The sequence below is a fragment of the Mitsuokella apri genome (assembly GCF_047974105.1).
GTDB lineage: Bacteria > Bacillota > Negativicutes > Selenomonadales > Selenomonadaceae > Mitsuokella.
Map to the genome: position 1 here is coordinate 47675 of NZ_JBHYRS010000005.1, position 25849 is coordinate 73523.

Annotated in this window: 26 protein-coding genes and 1 tRNA gene; 2 read left to right on the forward strand and 25 right to left on the reverse strand. The window is 55.0% G+C overall.

Annotated features, from left to right (window positions below; genetic code table 11):
* Positions 1–52: 52 nt before the first annotated feature.
* From dnaB to ACE419_RS07810, 18 genes are all read right to left on the reverse strand, one after another.
* Complete coding sequence (gene dnaB / locus ACE419_RS07725) at positions 53–1381, reverse strand: replicative DNA helicase (RefSeq protein ID WP_432647437.1); 1329 nt, start codon at positions 1379–1381, stop codon at positions 53–55.
* Between the two features lie 4 nt (positions 1382–1385).
* Positions 1386–3323, reverse strand: coding sequence for a Lon family ATP-dependent protease (gene lonC, locus ACE419_RS07730; RefSeq protein WP_435721589.1), 1938 nt, complete (start codon positions 3321–3323; stop codon positions 1386–1388).
* A gap of 61 nt (positions 3324–3384) precedes the next feature.
* Positions 3385–3828: a 50S ribosomal protein L9 gene (rplI, locus tag ACE419_RS07735; protein WP_432646971.1), complete on the reverse strand. Its 444-nt coding sequence runs from the start codon at positions 3826–3828 to the stop codon at positions 3385–3387.
* Complete coding sequence (locus tag ACE419_RS07740; protein ID WP_435721591.1) at positions 3800–5809, reverse strand: DHH family phosphoesterase; 2010 nt, start codon at positions 5807–5809, stop codon at positions 3800–3802. Before ACE419_RS07740 ends, rplI begins: the two co-directional genes overlap by 29 nt.
* A 26-nt stretch (positions 5810–5835) precedes the next feature.
* Positions 5836–6795 (reverse strand): YybS family protein, encoded by a 960-nt coding sequence (locus tag ACE419_RS07745; RefSeq protein ID WP_432646973.1) that lies wholly within the window; start codon positions 6793–6795, stop codon positions 5836–5838.
* Positions 6796–7001: 206 nt separating this feature from the next.
* Positions 7002–7928: a hypothetical protein gene (locus tag ACE419_RS07750; RefSeq protein ID WP_435721593.1), complete on the reverse strand. Its 927-nt coding sequence runs from the start codon at positions 7926–7928 to the stop codon at positions 7002–7004.
* Between the two features lie 101 nt (positions 7929–8029).
* Complete coding sequence (locus ACE419_RS07755) at positions 8030–8968, reverse strand: cation diffusion facilitator family transporter (protein WP_435721594.1); 939 nt, start codon at positions 8966–8968, stop codon at positions 8030–8032.
* Positions 8969–9219: 251 nt separating this feature from the next.
* Positions 9220–9633 (reverse strand): hypothetical protein, encoded by a 414-nt coding sequence (locus tag ACE419_RS07760; protein WP_435721596.1) that lies wholly within the window; start codon positions 9631–9633, stop codon positions 9220–9222.
* A 146-nt stretch (positions 9634–9779) separates the two neighbouring features.
* Positions 9780–10787: a hydrogenase expression/formation protein HypE gene (hypE, locus tag ACE419_RS07765; RefSeq protein WP_435721598.1), complete on the reverse strand. Its 1008-nt coding sequence runs from the start codon at positions 10785–10787 to the stop codon at positions 9780–9782.
* On the reverse strand, positions 10777–11880 hold the full coding sequence (gene hypD / locus ACE419_RS07770; protein ID WP_435721600.1) for a hydrogenase formation protein HypD: 1104 nt from the start codon (positions 11878–11880) through the stop codon (positions 10777–10779). Before hypD ends, hypE begins: the two co-directional genes overlap by 11 nt.
* Entirely contained in the window at positions 11877–12140 is a 264-nt protein-coding gene (locus tag ACE419_RS07775) for a HypC/HybG/HupF family hydrogenase formation chaperone (protein ID WP_435721602.1), read from the reverse strand. The genes hypD and ACE419_RS07775 overlap by 4 nt, the downstream gene beginning before the upstream one ends.
* 41 nt (positions 12141–12181) lie before the next feature.
* Positions 12182–12784, reverse strand: a complete 603-nt coding sequence (locus tag ACE419_RS07780; protein ID WP_435721604.1) for a HyaD/HybD family hydrogenase maturation endopeptidase — start codon at positions 12782–12784, stop codon at positions 12182–12184.
* Position 12785: 1 nt separating this feature from the next.
* Positions 12786–13454, reverse strand: coding sequence for a hydrogenase nickel incorporation protein HypB (hypB, locus tag ACE419_RS07785; protein ID WP_435721606.1), 669 nt, complete (start codon positions 13452–13454; stop codon positions 12786–12788).
* Positions 13455–13796, reverse strand: a complete 342-nt coding sequence (gene hypA / locus ACE419_RS07790) for a hydrogenase maturation nickel metallochaperone HypA (RefSeq protein WP_295634258.1) — start codon at positions 13794–13796, stop codon at positions 13455–13457.
* A gap of 100 nt (positions 13797–13896) precedes the next feature.
* Entirely contained in the window at positions 13897–14139 is a 243-nt protein-coding gene (locus tag ACE419_RS07795) for a heavy-metal-associated domain-containing protein (RefSeq protein WP_005840792.1), read from the reverse strand.
* Between the two features lie 33 nt (positions 14140–14172).
* Positions 14173–14886: a Ni/Fe-hydrogenase, b-type cytochrome subunit gene (gene cybH, locus ACE419_RS07800; RefSeq protein ID WP_295634263.1), complete on the reverse strand. Its 714-nt coding sequence runs from the start codon at positions 14884–14886 to the stop codon at positions 14173–14175.
* A 35-nt stretch (positions 14887–14921) separates the two neighbouring features.
* Complete coding sequence (locus ACE419_RS07805) at positions 14922–16835, reverse strand: nickel-dependent hydrogenase large subunit (protein WP_295713088.1); 1914 nt, start codon at positions 16833–16835, stop codon at positions 14922–14924.
* Positions 16836–17930, reverse strand: a complete 1095-nt coding sequence (locus tag ACE419_RS07810; RefSeq protein WP_435721610.1) for a hydrogenase small subunit — start codon at positions 17928–17930, stop codon at positions 16836–16838.
* Positions 17931–18329: 399 nt separating this feature from the next.
* On the opposite strand from ACE419_RS07810, the gene ACE419_RS07815 reads away from it, so the two are divergent.
* Both ACE419_RS07815 and ACE419_RS07820 read left to right on the forward strand, forming a co-directional pair.
* Positions 18330–18405 (forward strand) — tRNA-Ala (locus ACE419_RS07815).
* A 173-nt stretch (positions 18406–18578) separates the two neighbouring features.
* A complete protein-coding gene (locus ACE419_RS07820) occupies positions 18579–18929 on the forward strand; it encodes a heat-shock protein Hsp90 (RefSeq protein ID WP_432646986.1) in 351 nt (116 codons plus the stop codon).
* A gap of 75 nt (positions 18930–19004) precedes the next feature.
* Here the strand turns inward: ACE419_RS07820 and ACE419_RS07825 are convergent, their stop codons facing one another.
* The 7 genes from ACE419_RS07825 to ACE419_RS07855 all read right to left on the reverse strand — a co-directional run bounded on the left by ACE419_RS07825 (position 19005) and on the right by ACE419_RS07855 (position 25707).
* The gene (locus tag ACE419_RS07825) at positions 19005–20513 is read right to left on the reverse strand and encodes a phosphohexomutase domain-containing protein (protein ID WP_435721612.1); all 1509 of its coding nucleotides are present in this window, start codon (positions 20511–20513) and stop codon (positions 19005–19007) included.
* Between the two features lie 151 nt (positions 20514–20664).
* Entirely contained in the window at positions 20665–22707 is a 2043-nt protein-coding gene (locus tag ACE419_RS07830; RefSeq protein ID WP_432646988.1) for an OPT family oligopeptide transporter, read from the reverse strand.
* Between the two features lie 135 nt (positions 22708–22842).
* Complete coding sequence (locus ACE419_RS07835; RefSeq protein WP_435721614.1) at positions 22843–23592, reverse strand: sulfite exporter TauE/SafE family protein; 750 nt, start codon at positions 23590–23592, stop codon at positions 22843–22845.
* 126 nt (positions 23593–23718) lie between these two features.
* Entirely contained in the window at positions 23719–24378 is a 660-nt protein-coding gene (locus ACE419_RS07840; protein ID WP_435721615.1) for a D-sedoheptulose-7-phosphate isomerase, read from the reverse strand.
* A gap of 68 nt (positions 24379–24446) precedes the next feature.
* Positions 24447–25133 (reverse strand): hypothetical protein, encoded by a 687-nt coding sequence (locus ACE419_RS07845; RefSeq protein WP_435721616.1) that lies wholly within the window; start codon positions 25131–25133, stop codon positions 24447–24449.
* Between the two features lie 33 nt (positions 25134–25166).
* Entirely contained in the window at positions 25167–25445 is a 279-nt protein-coding gene (locus tag ACE419_RS07850; RefSeq protein ID WP_432647517.1) for a hypothetical protein, read from the reverse strand.
* 82 nt (positions 25446–25527) lie between these two features.
* Complete coding sequence (locus ACE419_RS07855; protein ID WP_432647518.1) at positions 25528–25707, reverse strand: aminoglycoside phosphotransferase; 180 nt, start codon at positions 25705–25707, stop codon at positions 25528–25530.
* Positions 25708–25849: the final 142 nt, after the last annotated feature.

Consider the following 25849-nt stretch of genomic DNA (forward strand, 5'->3'; position numbering starts at 1 on the left):
TAAAGTGTATTACGTCACTTGCCATTTGTCAAGCAAAAAAGCACATGAAAATTTACTGCTGCAGCATATCGCGGAACTTCGTAAATTCTTTCTGGAAGTACAGCTGAATTGTATCGACAGGGCCATTACGGTGCTTGGCAATGATGACTTCCGTCATATTCTTATGCTCCGTATCCTTATCGTAATAATCCTCGCGGTAAAGGAACATGACAATATCGGCATCCTGTTCGAGAGAACCCGATTCACGCAGGTCGGAAAGCATCGGCCGCTTGACCTGGCGTGCCTCGACCGAGCGCGAGAGCTGGGAAAGTGCAATGACCGGCACATCGAGTTCCCGGGCCAGCGCCTTCAGCGAACGCGAAATCTCGGAAATTTCCTGCTGGCGGTTGTCGCCATTCCGGCTCGGACGGCCCTGCATGAGCTGCAGATAGTCGATGACGATGAGGTCAAGGCCGTGCTCTGCCTTGAGTCTGCGGGCCTTCGAGCGCAGGTCCATGACGGTGATGCCCGCAGTATCATCGATGTAAATAGGAGCGCGGTTGAGCTGATCGGCGACCGTGACAAGGCGGTTCCAGCCGTCATCATCGAGCTGGCCTGTGCGCAGCAGCTGGGAATCAATCTGTCCCTCGGAACAGAGCATGCGCTGCATGAGCTGTTCCTTGCTCATCTCGAGTGAGAAAAACGCGACCTTGCCGCCGTGCAGGCCGACATAGGAAGCGATGTTGAGCGTAAAGGCCGTTTTGCCCATCGAAGGGCGTGCAGCCACGAGGATGAGGTCTGAGGGCTGCAGGCCGCTCGTGATTCTGTCAAGGTCTTTAAAGCCAGTCGGCAGGCCCGTAATCCCGCCTTTTGACTCGTAGAGCATATTGATGTGTTCAAATGTGCGCATGAGGATGCTCTTGAGCGGTTCAAAGCCATTGTTTACCTGCGTGCCGGCTACGGCGAGGATTTTCTGTTCGGCCGCATCCATGATGTTCTCAACGGGCTCTGCATCTTCATAGGCCGCTCCGGCAATCTCGGTTGCCGCATCAATGAGACGGCGCAGTTCGGCCTTCTCCTTGACAATCTTGGCATGGTAGCTGACATTCGCCGCTGTCGGCACGACATTGGCAATGGTCGTGATGAACGGAATGCCCCCGACTTTTTCGAGGTCGCCGTCGCGGCGAAGCTGCTCTGTCAATGTGACGAGGTCTACGGCCTCATTGTTTTCCGAGAGCTTCAGCATGGCCGCATAGACGCGGCGATGTGCCTCCCGGTAAAAATCATCGGGCTGCAGGATTTCCTGTGCCTCAACGATTGCTTCTTTCTTGATCATCATCGCACCGAGAACCGCTTGTTCGGCTTCGATGTTCTGAGGCGGCACACGCTCTGGTAATGCCATTTCTTTATTCCTCCTCAAAAATCAGCGCAAAGGCTTCTTTGGCTGTGGTCACGGCGTGGATATCGAGCCCTAAAAGGTCTTCCGGGATATCGCGTTCATTTTCCTTCGGGATGACAAGGGTCTTGATGCCGGCCTGACGTGCGCCATACGCCTTTTCAAAAACACCGCCGACCGGACGCACGCGCCCCGAAAGGGAAATTTCGCCGGTCACGGCTACATCCTGACGGATTTTGCGGCCCGTCACGGCGCTGACGATACAGGCCAAAATAGCGGTGCCGGCACTCGGACCGTCGATATTGCCGCCGCCGATGACGTTGATGTGGATATCGTAGTCATGGATATCCCGGCCCGTGAGCTGACGCATGACGGAAGCTGCGTTAAAGACAGAATCCTTGGCCATGCTGCCCGCTGTCTCGTTAAAGCGCACGGTCCCTTTGCCTTTTTCGTGAGCAGGGAACGCCACGGCTTCAATCTCGATGACCGAACCCAAAAAGCCTGCCACGCCGAGGCCGAAGATATGCCCCTGCACGGCTGTGTGTTTGGCCTTTTTCGTGACAAACTGGTAAAGCCGTGCGACCTGTGCCACTTCGTAGACTTCATCGAGGCCGACCGTCAGATTTTCAGAGCTTCCTCCCGCCTTCTCAAGGGCAAGGCTGTAAGCATCGGCGAGGATGTTGATGGCCTTGCGGCCCTCAATCGTATATTCGGCAATGAGCCCGGCCACACCGTCAGCCAGACTGACCTTGAGCTTGGCCGCCGCGTTGCGGACGATCTGCTCGATGTGCTTTGGCGTCAGCGGCTCGAAATAGATTTCTGCACAGCGCGAACGCAGGGCCGGATTGATATGACTGGCATCGCGCGTCGTCGCACCGATCAGCACAAAATCTGCGGGTGCGCCTTCCTCAAAGAGCTTGCGGATGTACGGCGGCACCTTGGGGTCCGTCGGGTCGTAATAGGCCGACTCAAAATAGGCCCGCTTATCCTCAAGAACTTTTAAGAGCTTATTCTGCAGCATTTCATCCATCTCGCCGATTTCATCGATGAAGAGGATGCCGCCATGTGCTTCCGTGACGAGTCCCGGCTTTGGTTCCGGGATGCCGCTGTCCGCCAGTGTCTTCTGCGCGCCCTGATAGATCGGGTCATGAACCGACCCGATCAGGGGATTCGTGATATCGCGCGGGTCCCAGCGCAGGGTCGTGCCATCTGTCTCGACAAAGGGCGCATCCTCGCGAAAAGGCGAAGATGACTTTTTGCGCGCAGCCTCAAGCACAAGGCGGGCGGCCGTCGTTTTGCCGACGCCCGGAGGGCCGTAAAGCAGCAGATGCTGCGGATACGGCGAGCTCAATTTCGCCAGCAGTGATTTTACTGCGCGTTCCTGACCGACAATTTCGCTGAAATCCCTGGGCCGCAAGAGCTCCATGACAGACTGCGTCAAATGGATGCTGTCGAGTTTCTCTAATTTTTCGCGCTTGATGGCGTCCTGCGGGGACTCAGCAGCAGGTTTCTCCTCTTTGATGACCTGCTTGCGGATATCTTCAACGTATTCCTGATGCTCTTTTTCGAGCTTTTCATTGACTTTTTTCTCGATGCGCTCTTCCACATCCTTGCGCGCGCGCTTCTCGGCGATGCGCTCCGTCAAAAGCTGCAGAATCTCGGGCAAATCCTTTTCCCGCGGAGCCGGATGAATCAGCGGGTCCTCGTCTAAGATGCGCTGCAGGGCCAGAACGCGTTCGCAGCGGTCCGTGGAACGCAGCAGCTTCATCGCATTGAGCCGCCCCGCCTGAATGACAAGAGCATCCGTGCCAATGAGGTCGACAAGGGCCTGATAGAGTGCATCGATTTCGCGGTCGATGGGCAGGACTTCTACAGGTGCCTGTTCTGCCGGCTGTTTTTGCTGTTCTTCCTTTTCTTTATGCTGAAAGAACCGGTCTAAAAAACTCATATGCCTTCCTTATCTATATATCCTGAAACAAAAAGCCCCCTCTTGCGAGGAGGCCTTAAAATCACTCAGCAACAACGCTGACCTTGATCTTGCTCGTGACAGTCGGATGAACCTTGATGACAGCTTCATAAACGCCTGTACCCGTCACCTCGCCCTGAATGGTGATCTTGCGCTTATCAATGTCAATGTTCTGCTTCTTCAGCGCTTCTGCCACATCCTTGCCCGTGACGCTGCCGAAGAGTTTGCCGCCATCGCCGATGCGCACAGGAATCTTGACTTCGACTTTTTCAAGCTGCTTGGCCATGAGCTTGGCTTCGTCGGCAGCCATGGCCTGTTTGCGGGCCTTTGAGCCAGCCTGAGCATTCGCTACATTGAGGTTCTGCGCCGTGGCCAGGACTGCTGCCTTGCGCGGCAGCAGGAAATTGCGGCCGTAGCCTTCCGATACCTCGACGACATCGCCTTTTTTACCGAGTTTTTTAACGTCCTGCTGTAAGATTACTTTCATCTTGATCATACTCCTCTATGTATTTTTGGGCAATCTCGATTGCCTTTTTCTTGATTTCTTCCACATTTCCGTCCTTGACCTGCGCACCGGCCACATTCTGATGACCGCCGCCGCCAAAGGCTTCCATGATGACCTGCACATTGAGTTCGCCGGTCGAGCGCGCGCTGATGCCGACCGTATCCGCTGTCAGCTGGAAGACTACGATGCTCATGCGCACATTCTCGATGCGCAGCAGAGAGTCAGCGACCTGCGCGGCAATGACCTGACCGTTCGAGATGAGCTCCGGACAGGTCGAGACGATGAGGCCACCTTCGTAAAATTCCGAACGGGCCTCGGCTTTGGCAAGGGCCACGGTCGTCTCGTAATCCGTGCGGAAAAGATGGCGCACCATCACAGGGTCGGCACCGCTGCGCCGCAGATAGGCCGCAGCATCGAATGTCCTGACGCCCGTCTGCACGGCAAAGTTTTTCGTATCGACGACAATGCCCGAATAAAGGGCCGTGGCCTCGATGCGCGAAAGCACGAGGTTCTCGCTGAAATACATCAAGAGCTCCGTGACGAGCTCACTTGAAGAACTCGAAGCCGGCTCGATGTAGACGAGCAGCGGATTCTTGATGAAATGCTCGCTGCGGCGGTGATGGTCGATGACAATGACGCGGTGAATGCGTTCGAGAAGAGACGGGTCTGCGACGAGATGCGGGATATGCGTATCGACAACGACGAGCACCGGATTGAGGGCCGTCATGTTGTTGAGTTCATCAGCCCGCACGATGATATCCTGATATTCTTCCTTGCCCCTGAGGATATCGGCAAACTTACCAATGCCTTCATTCATATCCGACAGGACGATGTGCACGGGCTTGCCGAGCTGACGCGCCATTTTCGCGACGCCCATCGAAGCGCCAAAGCAGTCAAAATCTTCATTATGATGACCCATGACAAAGACGGCATCTGCGCCATCCATGATTTCACGGATGGCATGGGCGACGACGCGTGCCTTGACGCGCGTGTGTTTCTCGACGGCCTTGGCGCGGCCGCCAAAGAACTGTGTCTTGCCGCCCATCTGCACAGCAACCTGGTCGCCGCCGCGGCCAAGTGCCAGGTCAAGCCCGGCCTGTGCCTGCGTGCCAAGGTCTGCCATGCTCTGACAGTCGGCCACGGCCACGCCCATGGAAAGCGTGACGGGCAGCCTGTTTGTGCTGTGCAGCTGGCGGACTTTGTCAAGAATGTCAAAACGGGCCGCAATCGCCTTATCGAGGGCCCTGCGCTCCAGAATGACCACATAAAGGTCATCTGAGACGCGGCGCATGAAACCGCCGAGATTTTTCATCCAGGCATCGAGCTGCTGATTGACGGCCAGCAGCAGCGCCGTGCGGGCAGCTTCATCGAGGCCCTGAATGACCTCATCGTAATTGTCAATCTGGATATAGGCAAGGACCGTCCGGCTGAGCTTGTAGGAATTGCGCAGCGTCTCAAACCCCGTGATATCCTGAACATAAAACGCCATCAGCGGCTGCTGATGCGGCGGCACGGGCACGGGGCGGTAGCGCGCCTGATAATAGTGTTCCTCGTGTGCAAAGACGTATTCGCCTGATGTCCCCCAAACGGGGCCGACAATGATGGACGGCCAAATATCCTTGATATCCGTATCCTGTTCGGGCTTTTCGCCGACATATTCCGCCAGGCGCTCATTGCACCACTGGATGCGGCCTTCTTCATTGACGATCAGGATGCCCTGCGGCAGGTCCTCAATGGCATAATTCATCATCTCATTGAGATTGCGCACGACATTGCGGCAGTACCGTTCAAAACGGCGCGAACGGTCGCGGCAGCGCTCCCTGGCAAAAAGGACCAGGCAGAGCCAGACAACAAAAGCAATGGCAGCTACAAAATGATTATAGCACGACAGGACGCCGACGAGCAGCAATATGACGAACAAATGTATCGAAAGATCGATCCATGCCGAGAGATTCCGCGGCATTTTCTCACCTCATTCCTCTTACAGCCTCACTGCTTCTTCTGGCCAAAGCGGCGCCGATAATCGAAAAGCATATCGAAAAGTCCTGTAAAGGCCAAAATCTGCACGAGTACGCCGCCCAGCAGCACAAAGGCATAAAGGCAGACACGCATGAGTTTCCCCACGCGGAAACGGTCCATGGCATAACTCATCAGGGAAAGTCCCTGTATGATGCCGGCCCCCATCGCCACCATATTGAGATTGAACGCAGCCTGATAAAGCGGCTGAATTTCACGCGACCCGCCCCAGTAAATACCGACGAGGGCAAAGCCCAGGAGATACAGGAAAAACTGCGGCAGACGCCACTCCGCAAAAGGCGGCAGCTGCGGTACATTCTCGCCGAGCCTGCGCAGGACGCGGCTGCTGACAATGTAGGCCACAGCAGCATCCAAAAGCCCCATGACCCCCACGATGAACGGCAGCAGCAGATTCAGATACGTAAGAGCCTGCTCAATCTGGCCGCGGCTTTCTTCAATAGCCTGCTCATTGAGCCCCATCTGCTCGTAAACGGCAAACGTCTGGTCAAAGCTCTGACGCATGACATCCATCTGCAGATTGAGCGGATTGACTGAAGTAATGAGGAACAGTAGGCCAAAGGTCAGCAGCTTGCCTGCAACCGACGCGATGAGCGTCATGCCAAAAGCCCTGGCTCCCGACCAGCGATGGCGGAAGGCATAGCCGAGCATGAGTCCCGTCGGACCAAATGACAGGACCATGCGCAGGGAAAGCGTCGGCTCGATGAGAAGGGCCATGATGATGCCGGAGACCAGCACTGCCATCATGCCCCAGCGCAGCCCATGACGCACGACGAGTACGACCACGGGCAGGGCCCAGACCAGCGCTGCCACCATGCCGATTACCGGCAGATAGACCGCAGCCAGTGCCAGGATGACCGTCAGGGCGGAGAGCAGGCCGCTCTCCGTCAGCGGCGTAATTCTATGTGAAGTCATTCTTTCATCCTTTCCAGAAAATCGGAAAACCTGAAAATGAAAAAGAAACTGTCTCAAAAAGACTATCTTTCATTATATCAGAAGAATATCGCCTTGTCTTGCCAGCAGGTACTAATCATTCCTTACTGACAGAAGATAATCATAAGATAAAAAGAAGGCCCCACGCCTTGAGCGGGAGGTCTCCTTCATCAGCTTGCAGAATCGCGTCACTGAGCCTGTGTCGTTACCACGCCATAGAGCGTCGTATCGGCCTTTGTCTGAATGTAAAGTTCGGTGCCGGCCGGCAGATTGACATCCTTGCCATGGACAAAGGCACCGGCGACAATGCCGATAGGACCGAGGATGGCAATGCCGGCAAGACTTGCGCCAGCGGCCATCGCAAGGCTCTTCATCTCTTTCTTGGCAGCTTCGCCGATGTACGTATCGACATAGGTGCCGTCGATGGATTTCGTCTTATTGAAGTCAATCGAGACTTCGGCATTGCGGCCAAAGTTGCGCGCCTGCTTGACCTTGGTCACCGTGCCTTCGCCCGGCAGACCCTTGGCAAAGACGAGCTTGCCATTGACGATGACATCATCGGCAATCTTGTACTGGATGGTGTCGCCGACCTTGAGATTATTCGAATTGGCCGGCGTCACGAGAGCAACCTTGATGAGCGTATCCGCCGGCACGCGCACCTGGTCAAGGGGCAGCGTGGCGGAACCAAAGGATGCTTTCGAAAGCGTGGCCAGTCTTTCCTTATATGTACCGGTCCCCGTCTTGCCCGTCATGTCCATTTCAAGGTCTGCCATGCGCGAATCCACGGGGTCCATGCTGACCTCGTGGCCGATATTCCATTCCACCGCATTGAGGTCCGCGAGCAGCGACGGCTTCGTGCTGTTCGTGTAAACTTCATTATAAACAGCATTGACGCGTGCCATCATGCTGCCGCTGCGGTGCGTGCCATCATAATCCTTTTCCAATTTATTGATGCGGTCGACAAGTGCCCCCGTCTGCACCGTGCCATACGTATCCTTCTCGATGGCACCGAGTTTATCCTGTACGGTCTCCGGCGTGGCCGCTGCCGTGATGCCCATCGACGAGACGAGAAATACAGCGCTCAGGAGCACGCTGAAAAGCTTGCGGAATTTCATGGTCCAGCCCCTCTTTCGTTTCCTACGATTCTTATACTGAGTCTATTCTGTCATAATTCCTTGAAAAACGCAAGGAAAGCCGCAAATTATAAATCGCACCATTATACCTTCGTCCCCGAAGGCACGCTGCCCTGCGATTCCTCGTAAAGGCTGACTTTCGTCTCGACATCGTGATAGCCCGCCGGCTCCGGATGGATCATGATGTCAAACGTGCCAAATTCTCTGCGAATGAGCTGTTCCAGTTCATCGCAGATGGCATGAACCTGTGAGAGATGCATGTTGCCGTCAAACAGCACATGTACATCCAGCAGTTTGTACGAGCCGGAACGGCGCGTCCTCAGGCAGTGGCAGCCCTTGACTTCCGGCACGCTCTCAATGATTTTGCGGATGCGCGCCTCTTCATCTTCCGGCAGGCTCGCGTCCGTCAGCTGCATCGTCGAATCGACAATCATGCGCCAGCCGGCACGGAAGATGATGCCGGCCACAAAGATAGCGATGACGGGGTCGAGCCAGGCCCAGCCCGTGACCTGCATGAGCACGAGTCCTGTGAGTACGCCCACGGACGTCCAGATGTCGGCACGCAGATGCAGGCCATCGGCCTCAAGTGCCTGCGAGCCCGTCTTCTTGGCCACGACAATCAGGCGGTGCGAGACAAAAAAGTTGATGACAATCGAAATGACCATAATGGCAATACCATAGCCGAGAAATTCCGGCACGGCCGATTCCTGAAATTTCGACACGGCCTCGTAGACAATGCCGAGAGCCGCGCCGACAATGAGCACGGCCTCAACCGCTGCCGAAAGATTCTCGTACTTGCCATGGCCGTAATCATGCTCGAGGTCCGGCGGCGTCACGGATTTGCGCACGGCCCAAAAGGCGATGAGCGCTGCAATGAGGTCAACGCCGGAATGCAGGGCCTCGGAAATCAGACTGACCGCACCGACAAAAATGCCAACGGCCAGTTTCAGCAGTACGAGTGTCGTATTGGAAAAGATGGACAAATATGCTGTCCGCTGCTTCAGCGCAGCGTTTTTTGACATATTGACTCCTCCTTCAAATTTTCTTCTGAGAAAAATGAAAAATAGCTAGACAAAGCAAATCCGCCCCGCTATAATGAACTTGTCGAGAGATCGACATACTCAAAAGCACTTATAATTCATATTTGTTCTTGCTTTCTGGACGCGGCTGCGTCCTATTTTTTTACGCAAAATGGTGCAAAAATCTGCAAACAAGAATCCTTTGCAGATACTCCGCCTTCTGAAAAGAGCCTGCCCGAAAGGGCAGGCTCTTTTTATTCACTGTCTGATGATGGCGCCGTCATGATGAACTGCACGATCTCGTTCATCGGTGATGTCGCCAGATAAGGCCTCACAGGCTCCGCCTGGTCGCTTGACTGCAGCACAGCCTTCGTATCGTAGCGCTGGACTTCCGACGCAAAGATCTGATACGTCCGCTTGCTGGGGTCAAACTGCATGAGATAGATATAACGCCGGTTAAGGTCGGCCCGTACGACGGCCACACGCGCCGTCCACAGCGTTTTCTGCACATCATTCTCTACGACCTGATCCGAGGAAATCGAATCCGTATCCACATAATAGCCCGTCGAGCCATTAGCATCGACAAACTGCATATTCTCGGCATAGACACGGCTCACGAAGACCATCAGACAGGCAACGAGCAGACAGCCGATCTTCCGGATATTCATCAATCTATCGTCCTTTCCTGAAGCTATACTGCTTTTCTATATCATTTACTATCTTCCCTATTATAAAAAAATCTTTTTGGCACGTCAAGCACAGCTGACGGCCAAAAAGATTTCTGAGGTACCTTATCGCTTCTATTTATATAGGCTCAGCAGATGCGCGGCACGAGATTGCCCAGAGGCATATCGACGATGCGGATGCCGCCGATGGCCGTCCTGAGCCCGACCTGTCCCGGAGCTTCGGCCGTGACTTCGCCGATGACGCACGCATCTTTGCCGTACTTGTTCTCCTTCATGACAGCAAGTACCTTGTCGGCTTCTTCTGCCGGCACAAACGCGATGCACTTGCCCTCGTTGGCCAGATACAGCGGGTCAAAGCCGAGGATATCACAGACCCCCTGAACCTCCTCGCGGATAGGCAGGGCATCTTCGTCAATGAGCACGCCGCACTGCGAAGCTTCGGCAATCTCATTGAGCACGGCTGCCACGCCGCCGCGCGTCGGGTCGCGCAGGACGGCGATGTCGGGAGCCGCTTCGAGCATGGCACGCGTCAGCGAGTTCAGCGGCGCGCAGTCCGTCTTAATGGTATCGGGCAGCTCGAGGCCGTGGCGGCCGGCGAGTACCGTTGCCGCATGGTCGCCGATGAAGCCCGAAAGCAGGACCTTCATGCCCGGCTTCACATGCTTCGGCGAGATATCCGTACCGGCGATGATGTCGCCGATACCGGCCGTATTGATGAAGATGCCGTCGGCCTTGCCGCGTTCGACGACTTTCGTGTCGCCCGTGACGATGGCTACGCCGGCTTCATCGGCCATCTGGCGCATCGTGTGGGCAATTTTCTTAAGGTCGGCAATGGGGAAGCCCTCTTCGAGAATCATGCCTACCGAGATATAGCGCGGCACAGCGCCGGTCATCGAAAGGTCGTTGACCGTGCCGCAGACCGCGAGCTTGCCGATGTTGCCGCCGTTGAAGAACAGCGGCTGCACGACATAAGAATCTGTTGTAAAGGCAACATGGCTGCCCATATTGACGGCCGCGCCGTCGTGAAGTTCATTGAGATATGGATTGGTAAACTCCGGCAGGATTACCTCCTGCATGAGCTGCTGGCTCATCTTGCCGCCGGCGCCATGCGCCATCGTTATGCGTTCATCTGCCATATGAAAATCTCCCTTGACCGTATTTATACCAAGCCGCACAGACACCCTCGACCGAGACCATGCAGGGGCCAACCGCATGTGTCGGCACACAGGCTTTGCCAAAAAGCGGGCATTCCTTCGGCGTCACGATGCCGCGCAGCACCTCGCCGCAGCGGCAGCCCGGCTTGTTTTTGCCCATCGGCACATCGAGCGGCAGCAGCTGTTCGATATCGTAGTCTGCAAACGCTTGGCGCATGTGAAGCCCCGACATCGGGATGATGCCGATGCCGCGCCAGGCAGCATCAGCCGGTTCATAGACGAGCTCTGTCGCCTTTCTCGCCGCAGGGCTGCCATCTTTGTGCACGACACTGCCGTATTCATTCTCGATGCGGGCCGCGCCTTCCGTGACCTGCTGCATGAGCCGGTAGAGAGAACGGAGAATCTGCAGGGGCTCAAAGCCCGTGACTACGCCCGGCATATGATATTCGGAAGCGAGGAATGAAAATACCTCCGTGCCCGTGATGACCGAGACATGGCCCGGCAGGATAAAGCCGTCCACGCGGACATCGGGGTCGTCGAGCAGGGCGCGCAGGGCCGGCGGCACGAGTTTCTGCGCGGAAAGCATATAGAGGTTGTGCAGCCCCTGCTGTTTCGCGGCAATGACCGTCGCCGCAGCCGTCGGCGCCGTCGTCTCAAAGCCGACAGCGAGGAAAATAACTTTTTTATCCGGATTGTCCTTGGCCATCTGGATGCTGTCGAGCGGTGAATAGACGATGCGGATATCCGCGCCCTGCGCCTTGGCCTCCATGAGGCTCGACTGCGAGCCCGGCACCTTGAGCATATCGCCAAACGTCGTGATGATGGTATCATCACGCAGGGAATAGGCAATGGCCTTATCCATATAATCATCCGGCGTCACGCATACAGGACAGCCGGGGCCCGAGACGAGCTCGACATTTTCCGGCAGCATCTGACGCAGGCCGGCGCGGAAAATGGCGACCGTATGCGTGCCGCAGACTTCCATGAAGCGCAGCTTGTGGTCAGCTTTTTCTGCCATGCGGCCGATTTCCGCGACGAGTCTCTTGGCGAGCTCGCGCTCTTCCTGTTTTGTCATAACTGCATACCACCCGCTTCTTCCGGAATATCCGTGACAGTGCGCTCAGCGCCATTCATCTCGGCGAGCAGCGCATTCGTCTCGGCGACTTCTTCTTCCGTGACTTTCTGGATGGCAAAGCCGGCATGCACGAGTACATAATCGCCGACCTGCGTCTCCGGCAGCAGCATCAGGCTGATGTCACGCTCTACACCGGAAATGTCCACTTTGCCCATGGCATCGCGGACTTCTACTACTTTAGCAGGAACTGCCAAACACATATCTCTTACCTCCGCTTCTAAAGCTTTCTATAATATAGCGTTTATTCCATTTCTTCGCGAACGGATTCCTCAGCGACGATGCCGTAGTTGACGGCACCTTCTTTAGCCTTTGGTTTTACATCAACGCCCCAATCCTTGAGAACTTTCACGGCTTCCTGTGCGACGAGCGGCAGCAGCTTTTTCATCTCAGGGCTGAGCTCCACGCCAGCCTCGAGGTCATACGGCTGTGCGCCGAGCACGACGACTTCCGGAATCTTGCGCCCCGTGACCGTCAGCAACGCGAGGACATCCTGAATGCCGACTTCATGGGCACTGAGCTTGTCCTGAAAATGCTCCATGATGGCATCATTATGGAAGTGAAAACGCGTGCCAGGCTCCTGCCCGCCATTGATGGAGTCAATGACGAGGAGCTTTTTCGTGCCCGTCACATACTGCGTGAGCTCGATGCCCAGCGTGCCGCCATCGACGACCTGCACATTCTCAGGGAAATCATAATGTGCATCGAGATATTCCGCCGTGCGCACGCCAAACCCCTCATCGCGCAGGATGACATTGCCGACGCCGAGGATCGTGACCTCGGCCGGATGCAGCACATCGTCAATCATCGAGGATTTTTCACTGCCGTTGCCAAATACGTCAGCCATGTTATTCTCCTTTTCCCTGCTTTGCCGCCACGCGGCCGAGCAGCCAGTCACACCATTCGTCAATGCCCTGATTCTTCGTGCACGAGACTTCGACTACCGTCATGCCCGGATGCAGCGTCGTGATGTCCTCGCGGGCCGCAGCCATGTCAAAGTTGCAGTACGGCACAAGGTCTACTTTATTGAGGAGCGCAATGGCCGACTCCTTAAAAATCAAAGGATACTTCATCGGCTTATCGTCGCCTTCCGTGATGGAGAGAACGACGCCCTTGTCGTCTTCGCCGACGGCAAATTCTGCCGGGCAGACGAGATTGCCGACATTCTCGACAATGAGCAGGTCGAGATGGTCAAGGTCGAGCTGCTTGGCGACTTTCTGCACCATCGGCGCATCGAGGTGGCAGCCGCCGGCCGTGTTAATCTGGATGACCGGCACACCGTGTTTTTCGATGCGGTCCGCATCCTTGCTCGTAAAGAGGTCGCCTTCAATGACAGCCATGCGCACCTTGTCCTTGAGTTTTTCCATGGTCTTTTCAAGCACCGACGTCTTGCCGGCGCCCGGCGAACCCATGAGATTGATGACATAGACGCCTTTTTCAGCAAAAAGGGCCTGATTTTCGGCCGCTACGCGGTCGTTTTCTCCTAAAATATTCTTCATGACCTGAATCTCAGCCATTTAATCCACCTCCAGATATTCCACCTGCATCTCACGTCCTGAAATAGTCTTTAGGACTCCGTCCTTGCATTCAGGACACCAGAAATCGTAATGTTCGATGTGAAATTCCTTGCCGCATTTGACGCAGCGCCCGATAAGCGGCACATGCTTCACCTTGATTTTCGCGCCTTCGGCTATCGTGCCCTTGGCAATCATGTCAAAGGAAAACGTCAGGGAATCCACGACAACCCCCGACATTTCGCCAATCAAGAGCCCGATTTCGCGGATGCGGCTCGCATCATTCTTCTTCGCATAGTCAAGAGCAATGTCGAGCACGCCCTCGGCAATCGCCATTTCATGCATAATTCATCTCCTGACAGACAGAAACTGTCTCATACAAAAACGCCTTCCCCGCCATCTTACCTGACAGCCGGAAAGGCGTTCCATGAAACTACTCGTTCAATTATAACGCGGCTTCGAGATTGCGTGCCTGCAGGACACCCAGGATATCCATGAGCTTCGTCTTGGCAGGGCTGTAATCTACCGTAGTCTCGCCATCATGTGCGTGGATGTGGACGAAGAGCACACCCGGCAGACCGAGCAGAGCCTTCTCTACTTCCTTGGCACTTTCTTCCGTATAGCCTTTGACCGTGAACTGGAGACGCGTATTGCCGTTCGTCTCGCCGCAGCCGCATTCTTTACACATAGTCAATACTCCTTTATCCCCAAAGGGATACAATCAGTTCTTTTTCTTTGGTTTCGGACCTTCCTCATTGATTTCCGGTGCATCGAGCGGTACATGCTCGAGGAATTTCACGCCGGAGAACATCGAGGATGCCTCGCCCTCGGCTTCCATGAGGTCTGCGCGCAGGACCATGTAGACATGGCCGATGGCGAAGACGATGATGAGCCAGGCAACGATGTGATGGACCCAGTGCGTGACCATCTCGCCGCCGAGCACGACGTTGACCCAGCCAAACAGCGTGCCGCCGATGGCATTCGGCTCCGTCATGTAGTACATCGCAAAACCCGTGAGGATCTCGATGAGGACCATGGCATACAGTCCTGCATACGACGTACGTGCCAGCGGGTTGCGCAGATACGGGTCATGGCCCGGTTTCAGCAGCATGTAATGCAGTGCCACGTCAATCGTATCGCGGTAGAAATGGCCCTTCCAGACACGCGGGAACAGGCGGTCGCCCGGATAACGGATGTAGCCGTAAATGCGCAGGATGAAAGCTGCGCAGAAGGCAAACGCTGCGATGAAGTGAATGTTTCTTACCCAGTCCATGGACATGGATGTGTACGTCGGCTCAATGCCCAGTACCGTCACTGGCTTCGTGATGAGCAAGCCGGTAATGAACAGCGTAACGATGGCCAGCACCATGATCCAATGGAACATCCGCAGGAACGGACTGAACAGGTAGTAGACTTTTCGTTTTTCTTCTTTCATTCTACTATTCCTTTCTTTTCCAGCTGAATCCCGGCTCACTTCTCAACGTGCGTGCCGGAATACGGATCCGTAGTGATGACATTGATCTTCTCGCCCTTGGCATTGAACATATGCGTTGCGCAGGCCATGCACGGGTCGAAGGAACGAACGACTTTGACAATCTCGAGCGGCTTGTCAGGAATCTTGACCTGCGTGTCCATCATGGCCTTCTCATAAGCGCCATGACCGGCTTCATCGTCACGCGGGCAGGCGTTCCACGTCGTCGGTACGACGGCCTGGTAGTTGTCAACCTTGCCGTTCTTGATGACGACATAGTGGGAAAGAGCACCGCGCGGAGCCTCGTAGAGGCCAACGCCCTTGCAGTCTTTCGGCCACGTCGACGGGTCCCATTTCTCCATGTTCGCCGTCTTCGTATCGCCCGACTTGATGTTGGCGATGAGTTTGTCGAAGAAGAACTTGTTGATTTCAGCATTGAGCTGGCAGTCGAGGCCGCGGGCAGCCGTACGGCCGACCATCGTCGGCAGCCAGACTTCCGGTGCGAGGTTCAGGACCTTCGAGACTGCATCGATCTGGTCGAGCATCATCTTCTCAGCCCAGGTCGGCTCACCGAGCATGCCTTTCTTGGCTTTCGTGTAAATGATGATATAACGGGCGAGAGGACCAACCTCGCAGACTTTGCCGCGCCATTTCGGCGTCTTAAGCCAGGAGTATTTGCCGTTCTCATTGAGGGCTTTCCAGTCCGTCGGCGTACCTTCCTTCGGGCCCGTGAACTTCGGTGCCGTGACACCATCCCACGGATTGCGGTCTTTCTGGCCGCCCGACGGATACTCGTACCAGGAATGCTCAACGCCTTCCGTAAGTACCTCTGGGTCATTGAGGTCTTCTTCATTAATCTCATAGACCTTTGCCGCGTCAATGCCCTTGCCGAAGTCTTCGACAACGCCGTTCGTGCGGATGAGCAGGTTCTTGAAGAAGTCGCCATTCGACGTGCCCGTAAACGGCTCAATCGGATAAGAACCGTAGCCAATGACGCGTTCTTTGGCAAGTCCGCCGCCGTCTACGCGGCCAGCCTTGACATAAGCTGCACCGATGGCGAGGACGTCCGGAACATAATAGTTATTGACCAGCGTGCGGCCGAGGTTGATGGCGCGGTCAACGATGCCAAGACGGGCCGTGTTGACCGGAGCGTTGCCATCTTCCAGCGAAATGGAGCACGGCATACCGCCGACAACATAGTGCGGATGCGGGTTCTTGCCGCCGAAGATGACCTGCGGCGTAACGAGGTCGCGGTGCTTATCGAGCATCTCGAGGTAATGAGCAATGGCCATGAGATGAACCTCAGGCGGCAGCAGCTTGTAGTCCGGATGATCCCACCAGTTGGCGGAGAAGATACCGAGCTGGCCGCTCTCGACGATGGCCTGTACCTTGTTCTTGATTTCAGCGAAATACTGCGGCGTAGCAGCCGGGAAATCGTGGTCGTATGCTTCCGTTACCGAAGCGCCCGGAGCGCGGAACGGCAGTTTATAAGCATTGAGCACCGTATTCTGCAGGTTAGCCGTAGCAACAGGGTCTGCTGCAAGGGCCTCAACCGGGCTGACCCAGTCAAGCGCATGCAGATGATAGAAATGGACGATATGGTCCTGGACCGTCAGCGTGGCGGCCATGATATTGCGGATGTAGTTGGCGTTCTTCGGGATCTTGATGCCGAGAGCATCTTCAACAGCACGCAGGGCACCAAGTGCATGGGCACTCGTGCAGACGCCGCAGATACGCTGGATATAAGCCCAGGCATCGCGCGGATCACGGTCTTTCATGACGAGCTCAAGGCCGCGCCATGCCGTACCAGAGGAAAGTGCATCGGTTACTTTGCCCGTGCTCTCGTCGACCTGCACTTCAACGCGCAGATGACCTTCAATTCGTGTGATTGGATCTACTACTACGTGTTTCATTTATTTGTTCACCTGCTCCCCGTTCTCTTCCTTAGCGGCTTCACGTTTTTTCTTCTGTACAACGCTGGCAGCGGCATGTGCGGCTACGCCGACAGCCGTGACGGCAGCGAGGCCGGCACCAATCTTATCGACATCACCGAGCGGCGGTGCAAATTTCGGCAGACGCTCGCTCATGTTGCCCTCATCCCAGAAGTTGGCATTCGAGCAGCCGATGCACGGTGCCCCCGACTGAATCGGATAGCTCATGCCCTGGAACCAGCGCATATTGCCGCAGGAGTTGTACGTCTCAGGTCCGCGGCAGCCGAGCTTATAGAGGCACCAGCCGGCCTTCGAGCCTTCATCATCGAAGCTCTCAGCGAACATGCCGGCATCGAAGAACGGACGGCGGTAGCACGTATCATGGATGCGGTTGCCGTAGAACTGCTTCGGACGGCCCTCGCCATCGAGCGGCGGTACCGTACCGAAGAGAGCGACATGCATGATGACACCCGTCATGACCTCCGGGATTGGCGGGCATCCCGGTACATTGACGACCGGCGTCTTGCCCGTGAAATGCGCAATGCCCGAAGAGCCCGTCGGGTTTGGCTTAGCGGCCTGGATGCCGCCCGAAACGGCGCAGGTGCCATAGGCAATGACCGCAGCGGCATTTTCGGCAGCGCGCTGCAGCGTGTGCGTGAACGGATGACCGCCGCTCATGCAGTAAACGCCATTGTCCTTCGTGCAGGCAGCACCTTCGACAGCCAGAATATACTGACCCTTATACTTCTGAATCGTCTCCTCGAGGTGGGCCTCGAACGGCTCACCGCTGGCAGCAGAAAGCAGATGATCGTACTCGAGAGCAACCTGGCTCAGGATGACATCCGAAGCATACGGAGAACCGGAACGGATGAAGGACTCATCACAGCCCGTGCATTCGTGTCCATGAATCCAGATGACGACTGGAAGCGGTTTTTTCTCGGCAGCCTCGACGACCTTGGAAAGCTTATCCGTGCTCAGGCCCATCAGAGACGTCAGTGCAACGCAGCCCTTGACAAAGCTGCGGCGGCTCATGCCTTTTCTGAGATATACATCCCACATACTCTCCCGTTTGTCCACTTTTTTACCTCCTCATTAATCCTTGCGGATTCCGTTGCGACTCCCTTGACAGTGGCGGCTCGTTTCCTCTGTCGGCAGAAGGCAGACGCGTTAGTGTGGCTTATCTTATTTTATTATACGCTGAATACGAAGAAATATCCACATCTATTCTCACATCTAATCATGATAAATTTTATTGATATATCATGAGGAATAGTAAGAATAAATATATTGATAAATCATATTTATTCAGCATATATATTGTTTGGCAATTGTGTTTATGTTCGCGGTTATGCTCATGAATTCCTGCTCTGCATCCCGTTTTTTTATTCCTTTTCCGCATGGCACGGATAGAAATTCTGAATAAAGGCAAAAAAACTTGAAAATACGCGGCAAACGCGGTATACTGAATTTTGTCTTGGGGACGTAGCTCAGCTGGGAGAGCGTTCGGTTCGCATCCGAGAGGTCGAGGGTTCAATCCCCTTCGTCTCCACCAAACAGGATATACAGCAGGCAGAGGCCTGCTTTTTTTATGCCATGATGCAGAAGGCTTCTTCTCTGCACCTTATCTTCTTTGAAAATTCGCAGTCATTGACAAGCTCTCCAAACAGTGTTATTCTTATGTTGTAATTTAGTTGAGTACAACATTTTATGGAAAGGAAGATTGCTATGACAAAAGAAGAAGTTCTGCAGCATGTCAAAGGTGTCGTCGAGGCTCCGAGCGTTTACGCCGGCCTTAAAAAAGTCGCTGAGGATTACCTCGCTTCCGTCGGCAAAGCCGATGAAAAAGAAAAGGCACAGGCCCTTATCGCTGCACTCAAGGAATGTGTCTGCAGCATCGATGACGTTATTCCGTTCTTTGATTCCGATAAGGCAAAAGAAGCCTTCGGCGCGGAGCAGGCCGCTGCCATGAGCAAAAAAGCCCATGAAGTCAAGGCTGCCGGCGGTGATACCTGCTTCTGCCCGGCCTGCACGAACGGCAAATTCGTCCTCGACCACCAGGATGTCCTGCTTGGCTGAGGCAAAGCATAAGATTCTTCCATAATATAAAAGAGACTGCGCGGGGCAGTCTCTTTTTGTATGCAGAACTTTGTTTTAGTCTTTGAAAACACTCATATCGAGGCTTGTAAAGCCCTTGAGGAATTCCTGTACTTTGGCGGCAATCTCAGCCACACCGCCTTTTTTGCGGCTTTCGATGTTCAGAGGCATCTGCGGGTCATGAAGGCTCATGCGCAGAAGCGCCCAGCCATCGGGGAATACCAGACGCACGCCCTCATAAGACGGCTTGGCCGAGCGAATGCCGGCCTCGGCTGCGCGCTCTTCAAATACCGTGAGGACATTGGCACCGTAGCCGCGGAAATCTTCCTCGCCCATGATCTTCATGCGGAATTCGCGGCTCTCGACCGGTTCGCCGAGATTCTTGACGAGGTCAGCAAGATGGCGTCCCTTGGCCTTGGCCTTAGCAGCTGCGATGAGCAGTTTGACAGCGAGGTAAGCGCCATCATCAAGGTAATAGTTCTCGGAAAGGGCACCGTGACCGCTCGTCTCGATGGCCAGAGGCGAAACCGTCCCCTCTTTGTTCAGTTCGATGCACTTATCAATGACATTTTTATAACCGCGTTTATAGCGCAGATGTTTGAGGCCGAGCTCACCCTGCAGGAATTCCGTGAGCTCATCGCTCGTGACGGAGTCCGTGACAATCGTGCTGCCCGGATAATCCGGTGCGATAATGGCGGCCATCATCGCAATCAGGGCGTTGCGGCTGATTTCCTTGCCATTCTTCAGGACAGCGCTCATGCGGTCGACATCCGTATCGAAAATCAGGCCGAGGTCTGCATGACTGTCAAGCACAGCCTTGCGGATAGCGGCCATGGCCTGCTTATTCTCCGGATTCGGGATGTGATTTGGGAAATGACCGTCCGGCTCCAGGAAAACACTGCCCGACGTATCGGCGCCGAGGCGGCCGAGCACCTGCGTCGCAAAAAAGCCGCCCGCACCGTTGCCGGCATCGACGACGACATGCATGCCGCGAAGCGGCGTATCGCCCATATTGAGCGCCGCGCGGATTTTCTTGCGCAGATGGTGGCAGTAGCGGTCGATGAGGTTGTATTTCTGAACCTTCGTCAAATCGCCCGTGACCTCCGGATTGCGGGCTGCCGCTTCGAGGATGGCGAGGATGTCTTCGTGCTCGACGCCGCCGTCTTTCGTGAAGAACTTGAGGCCGTTGCGGTTAAAGGGCAGGTGGCTGGCCGTGATCATGATGGAACCGTCCATTTTCGTCTCCGGGAAAACAATGGACATGAACATCGACGGCGTCGACGCGAGGCCGCAGTCGACCGTCACGACACCGGCATACGTCAGGGCCTCAAGCACGGCTTCCTTGAGCATCGGCGCGGAAAGGCGCGAATCATGGCCTACGGCAATGCGCAGATCCTTGATTTTCTTGCCCGTCTTCTGAGACAGGAAATCGAGGAAACCACTCGTAATGCGGTTGGCCGCTTCGGCATTGAGCGTCACAGGCTCATCGGCAACGCCCTCGATGGAAACACCGCGCACATCGCTGCCATTGGCCAGTTTCAACAGATTTTTTTCGGATATTGGCATAGGATTACCCCCCTGCAAGATTGATGCGTTCCTTTATATTGGTACCTATCTTTATTCCATACTTCAGGAAGAAAATCCTGCAAGGCATAGAAAAATGGGAATCGCCGCCTGTGGGGCAATTCCCATTTATTTCTTCATATTATAAAGTGGATCAGTCTTTTTTGCCGCCCAGTACGACTTTTGAGAAAATCACGAGGGCTGCAGCAAAGACAGCCAGGCCGAGGTATTCTGCCGTATCGGCAAAATCCTTGCCCACGATGGCCAAAGGTGCTTCCGAGCCGCCATTCGTGACGGAAACGACGATGACACCGGCCAGCACGACGCCGACAATCGATTCACCGACAATCAGGCCTGAGGCAAAGAGCGTGCCGCGGCGGGCTCCAGCCTTCGCTTTTTCTTCGCCCCATTTTTCCTTCATGTGTTTGCGCAGGAAATAGCCGAGGACAGCACCGACCACGAGCGGCGTCTGTACAGAAGGCGGCAGATAAATGCCCATGCCGACCGCGAGCGGCGGCAGGCTGAGATTTCTCGTATTGCGCTTCAGGAGCTGGTCAACGATGACGAGGACGACGCCGAGGCCAAGGCCGATATAAATGTAATTCCAAGCCAGCGTGCTCGAGAAAATGCCCTGGGCAATCGTCGTCATCAGGGCAGCCTGCGGAGCGGCCAGAGCCTGATTCGGGTCCATATCCGGACGCGGCAGAGCCCCCGGGAAGCCGTAGGCCTGATAAAGAAGATTGAGGACCGGCGCGATGACGAGAGCGCCGACAATGCACCCGAGGAGCAGTGCGACCTGCTGACGCCACGGCGTAGCGCCGACGAGATAGCCCGTCTTGAGGTCCTGCATATTATCGTTTGAAATGCAGGCAATGGCGACGATGATGGACGTCGTGAAGATGGCCGTAGCCGTCGCAAATTTTTCGCCGCCCGGCAGCGCAAAGATGCCAAACGAAGAGCAGAGCGCGTACATGACGAGCGAAGCGACGATGATGGCTAAGATACCGATACCCGAAATCGGGCTCGAGCTCGTGCCGACGAGACCTGCCATGTAAGCGCAGGCAGCGGCAACGAAGAAGCCCATGAGCACGGCAACGCCGACACCGATAAAGGTAAAGGCCAGATTTTCAGAAGCCGGCAGACCTTCCGGGCTGACAAACATATAGAAAATGACGAGCAGACCGGCCACCGTCAGGGAAAAGACCATGGCAACACTCTGGATGCTCATATCGATATCCATGCGATGTTTGCCTTTTTCGGAATCCGGCGTATGCAGGGCAGCCAGAGATTCCTTGACGCCGTCGATGACAGGACGTGCAAGCATGATGAGCGTCCAGACAGCCGCCACACCCATGGCACCGGCACCTATGAGGCGGACGCGCTCCTGATAGACAGAGCCGGCAAATTTCTGCAGAGTCATGCCGTCAGGCAGGGCACTCGTAATCGTGTAATACGGCACAAAGCCAGCCCAGGCAATCAGGATGCCGACGAGCATGGCAAGGCCTGCAGCGATGCCGATGAGGTAACCGGCACCGACAAGAGCTGTGGAATAGCCGAGCGGCAGCTGTGTCATGCCGCGGCCCACAGGAATCCAGAGAGAGAACTGCGAACCGAGGACCTGCAGGGCGTTCGAGCAGAACGCGATGATGCCGGCGAGGACACCGCCCGAAGCGATTTCCTTGACGCCGGAGCCTTCGGCACTCTTCCTGCCCTCTTTATCATCTTTACGCGACTGACTGCCGACTTTAAGGATTTCTGCAGCAGCCACGCCTTCCGGATAAGCGAGGTCGCTGTGCACGACCATGGCGCGGCGCAGCGGGATGGTGAAAAGAACACCAAGGCAGCCGCCGCAGGCCGAGACCATCAAAGTCTGCCAGAACTCAAAGCCCTGCCAGTAACCGATCATCAGCATGCCCGGAATGATAAAGATGATGGCCGACAGCGTGCCGGCAGCCGAAGCCTGCGTCTGTACCATATTGTTCTCGAGAATATTGGAATTCTTCGCCATCTTGAGCACAGCCATCGAGATGACTGCAGCCGGAATGGCTGACGAGAACGTCAGGCCGACTTTAAGTCCGAGGTAGACATTCGACGCTGTGAAGATGACAGTCAAAACAGCACCGAGGAGCATGCCGCGGACAGTGAGCTCAGGCAGCCGCAGTTCGTGCCGCATGAACTCATTCTCTTCTTGTTTCATGATGATTGCTCCTTTAAAGGAATTTTTATTTTTGTGCACCACAGGCGCACAATCACAAACTCCATTATATCATATTTTTTTACGCTGTAAACAAAATTTTCTGTATACAATCGGCATAAAAAAGCCTGCTGCCACTCAGGACAGCAGGACCGAAGCAATCGTATAAATGCAGGTAACGTAAAGCAAAACATAGATGAGCCGGCGTATGAGCATCTTCGGCACATACGGAAAAATCGCATGACCGACAAAAATGCCGATGGCCAGCGCCGGCAGCAGGTAGATGAATTCGCCCCAGGCCGGCACAAGTGACAGCCCGCCAAGCGTGTAGCTCGTCAGCGAGGTCGCATTGCAGAGGAAGAAAAACACAAAACACGTCGCGCGCATGACATCAACCGTCATGCGGCTGTGTGCCATATAGATGAGGAAAGGCGGACCGCCCATGCCGGCCGTTATGGATGTGAAGCCTGAAAAAATGCCCGTGATGCAGGAGTTCCGGCGGCATTCTTTGACGTGCAGGTGCAGAACCTGCATAATGCCGAGCGAAAAGAGGACCATGACGCTGATGAAAATCTTCAGCGTCGCACTCGCAGCATGGTCAAAAGCCCAAAAACCGAGGGGCTGCCCGAGGAGCACGCCGAGGTAAAGCCAGAAAACGAGCTTCAGATTTGCCGTGCGCAGGGAAAAGAGCCCTTGGGCAAAATTCGCACAGCAGGCCAGAAGAAGCATGACGGGCACCGTGAGTTTCGGGTCATAAAAGAGCATTAAGAGCGGGGCCGCGACAATTACGAGTCCAAAGCCCGTGATGGACTGCAGGACAGCCGACAGAAAAATGACAACGGCCGGCCAGAGATGGCCCTCCACGCCCATGAGATACGCTGTAATCATAAATCTCTTCTCTCCCCCTGAACTTGCTAAGATGATTTTATCTTAGCACCGAATCCGGGAAAAGCAAAGAGCCCGCCCTCATAAATTCTGAGGACGGACTCCTTCTATTTGTCCGAACAGGAAGTATTAGTCTTCCCCAAAGAACTCGTTTTCTGCTGCGATGCAGAGCATATGGTAGACGGGCAGATGGAGCTCCTGAATGCGGAACGTCTCATCATCCGGCACGCAGATCGTGATATCCGCAAGGCCGCGGGCTTTAATCTTGCCGCCGCTTTTGCCCGTCAGGGCAATCGTGCGCACGTTCTTGACCTTGGCCATCTGCAGGGCATAGATGACATTCGTCGAATTGCCCGAAGTCGAGATGGCGAGGAGCACATCGCCTTCATTGCCCATGCCCAGAAGCTGCTGGGCAAACGAAAGGTCCGGAGCCTGATCGTTGGCAAAGGCCGTGTTCAGAGCAACCTGGTTGACCATCGAGAGGGCCGGCAGCGCCCCCTGCAGATTCTTCATGAAGTAATCGGCCTCTTCAGGGCAGACCTCGCGCATTTTCTTTTCCATCTCAGGGCCGAGCCTGCGCGGCAGCAAAAAGCCCTTCATGAGCTCGCCGACAATGTGCTCAGCATCCGACGCGCTGCCGCCGTTGCCGCAGACGATGAGTTTATGGCCTGCGGCATAGCTTGCGCAGATGGCCTTGACGGACTCGATGAGATCTTCGCGGCAGACGGCCAGCGCCGGATAACGCGCGATGAGGTCATCGACTTTGTCGAGAGTTGACTTTTTTGGCATATAGACACTTCTTTCCAGTACACATTGAGGTCTGGCAAAAATCGGCCGGACCGACAAAATTTCATATTTTAACGATTGCGGTAGCGGTCCGCCGTGGACTTGGCATCGTAATCGTTTTCGCGCGGCTTGATATCCTGGATGGGCTTATGAGCCTGCGGGGCCGATGCGTTGTCCTGCTGACGCATCTCGAGCGGCTGATGGTAAGCCGTATTCTCACGGCGCGCGGATTTATTGCCGCGGAACTTGTTCCAGAGCCAACGCACGATCATGACGGCCGCAACAATCATGATGCCATTCATCAAAAGGCCCATGATGTCGGCAAACATGCCGCTGCCCATGCCAAAGAAATGCGAAAGCATGGAGCCTAAGAGCATGCCGCCCGCGAACAGGCCGATGCCGCGCATGATGCTGCCGAGACGGCTCGAGCTCTGCGTATTCGTGTTTGCCGCCGTATTGGCCTTTGCATTGGTGTTAGACGCCGGCGCATTCTTCTCAAGGCTCTTGGCATCTTTCGACGGTGCGTACGACGAGCCATTGCCCGAGACGGACTTGCTCTGCGACGTACTGCCCGTGCTGGCTGCCGGCGCCTTTGGTGCAGCCGGAGCCGCCTTCGGGACGCTCATTTTCGCGCCGCCCTTCGCGGCATAAGCGGTGTTAACGGGATTCAGGAAGGCCGGAGCCTCAGGCAGCACCGGAGCTGCCGAGAGCACCATGGCACCGACCATAAACGCCGCCATTGTCTTCTTGAAATTCATATAGATTCTCCTTACCTTATATACACAGAACGATTATTCTTCCTTATAGGATTTGATATCCTCAGGGAAGGCGTAAATCTCACCGACCGTATCGAGTTCGCCCGACAAATAGCGGTCAATGTCATCGACATCGATGTAGAGCTTGCAGTCAATGTCAAGATAGCCCTGTTCACGGCCATTCGACAAATCGCGGATTGCCATGAGCTTTTCGCGGAGCTTCAAAAGCTCGCTGCGCGTGGCGTGGATATCGAGTTTGATCTGCGGCACGCCGTATTCCTTGAGCACCTCGTCCATGGTCATGCGTTGTGACATAATCGTCATCCTCTCTTTTGACTTTTTGATGTTTTTTATTTTAATGATACACGCTGAATACTTCCTGAAAAGCTGCTAAAAATCAGGATTTTTTTGTCTCTTCTTCTTTCTCACGCGCCTGAATGCGGTCTAAGATGCGCTGCAGATGGCGTTTCTGCCTTAAATGCGTCTCATATTCCAAATCATTCGAATCAATGCGCATGCGTTCTTTCAGCATATCGATACTGGCCTGAATCCTCCTTATGGCTTCATTTTCTGCCATCCCTTACACCTCCAGTCTTTATGACTTTATCGGATTCCATACGATTTCATTATACAGGAAAACAGCGTCAGCGACAATGGCAGGGCTCTGCCCGCCGTCAGAGCTGTCATGTTATAATACTTATAATACAATCAGGACCCAT

Coding starts and splice junctions, on each gene's coding strand:
- dnaB (WP_432647437.1), bottom strand. CDS start 1,381: ATGGCATTACCAGAGCGTGTGCCGCCTCAGAACATCGAAGCCGAACAA.
- lonC (WP_435721589.1), bottom strand. CDS start 3,323: ATGAGTTTTTTAGACCGGTTCTTTCAGCATAAAGAAAAGGAAGAACAG.
- rplI (WP_432646971.1), bottom strand. CDS start 3,828: ATGAAAGTAATCTTACAGCAGGACGTTAAAAAACTCGGTAAAAAAGGC.
- ACE419_RS07740 (WP_435721591.1), bottom strand. CDS start 5,809: ATGCCGCGGAATCTCTCGGCATGGATCGATCTTTCGATACATTTGTTC.
- ACE419_RS07745 (WP_432646973.1), bottom strand. CDS start 6,795: ATGACTTCACATAGAATTACGCCGCTGACGGAGAGCGGCCTGCTCTCC.
- ACE419_RS07750 (WP_435721593.1), bottom strand. CDS start 7,928: ATGAAATTCCGCAAGCTTTTCAGCGTGCTCCTGAGCGCTGTATTTCTC.
- ACE419_RS07755 (WP_435721594.1), bottom strand. CDS start 8,968: ATGTCAAAAAACGCTGCGCTGAAGCAGCGGACAGCATATTTGTCCATC.
- ACE419_RS07760 (WP_435721596.1), bottom strand. CDS start 9,633: ATGAATATCCGGAAGATCGGCTGTCTGCTCGTTGCCTGTCTGATGGTC.
- hypE (WP_435721598.1), bottom strand. CDS start 10,787: ATGGCAGATGAACGCATAACGATGGCGCATGGCGCCGGCGGCAAGATG.
- hypD (WP_435721600.1), bottom strand. CDS start 11,880: ATGACAAAACAGGAAGAGCGCGAGCTCGCCAAGAGACTCGTCGCGGAA.
- ACE419_RS07775 (WP_435721602.1), bottom strand. CDS start 12,140: ATGTGTTTGGCAGTTCCTGCTAAAGTAGTAGAAGTCCGCGATGCCATG.
- ACE419_RS07780 (WP_435721604.1), bottom strand. CDS start 12,784: ATGGCTGACGTATTTGGCAACGGCAGTGAAAAATCCTCGATGATTGAC.
- hypB (WP_435721606.1), bottom strand. CDS start 13,454: ATGGCTGAGATTCAGGTCATGAAGAATATTTTAGGAGAAAACGACCGC.
- hypA (WP_295634258.1), bottom strand. CDS start 13,796: ATGCATGAAATGGCGATTGCCGAGGGCGTGCTCGACATTGCTCTTGAC.
- ACE419_RS07795 (WP_005840792.1), bottom strand. CDS start 14,139: ATGTGTAAAGAATGCGGCTGCGGCGAGACGAACGGCAATACGCGTCTC.
- cybH (WP_295634263.1), bottom strand. CDS start 14,886: ATGAAAGAAGAAAAACGAAAAGTCTACTACCTGTTCAGTCCGTTCCTG.
- ACE419_RS07805 (WP_295713088.1), bottom strand. CDS start 16,835: ATGAAACACGTAGTAGTAGATCCAATCACACGAATTGAAGGTCATCTG.
- ACE419_RS07820 (WP_432646986.1), top strand. CDS start 18,579: ATGACAAAAGAAGAAGTTCTGCAGCATGTCAAAGGTGTCGTCGAGGCT.
- ACE419_RS07825 (WP_435721612.1), bottom strand. CDS start 20,513: ATGCCAATATCCGAAAAAAATCTGTTGAAACTGGCCAATGGCAGCGAT.
- ACE419_RS07830 (WP_432646988.1), bottom strand. CDS start 22,707: ATGAAACAAGAAGAGAATGAGTTCATGCGGCACGAACTGCGGCTGCCT.
- ACE419_RS07835 (WP_435721614.1), bottom strand. CDS start 23,592: ATGATTACAGCGTATCTCATGGGCGTGGAGGGCCATCTCTGGCCGGCC.
- ACE419_RS07840 (WP_435721615.1), bottom strand. CDS start 24,378: ATGCCAAAAAAGTCAACTCTCGACAAAGTCGATGACCTCATCGCGCGT.
- ACE419_RS07845 (WP_435721616.1), bottom strand. CDS start 25,133: ATGAATTTCAAGAAGACAATGGCGGCGTTTATGGTCGGTGCCATGGTG.
- ACE419_RS07850 (WP_432647517.1), bottom strand. CDS start 25,445: ATGTCACAACGCATGACCATGGACGAGGTGCTCAAGGAATACGGCGTG.
- ACE419_RS07855 (WP_432647518.1), bottom strand. CDS start 25,707: ATGGCAGAAAATGAAGCCATAAGGAGGATTCAGGCCAGTATCGATATG.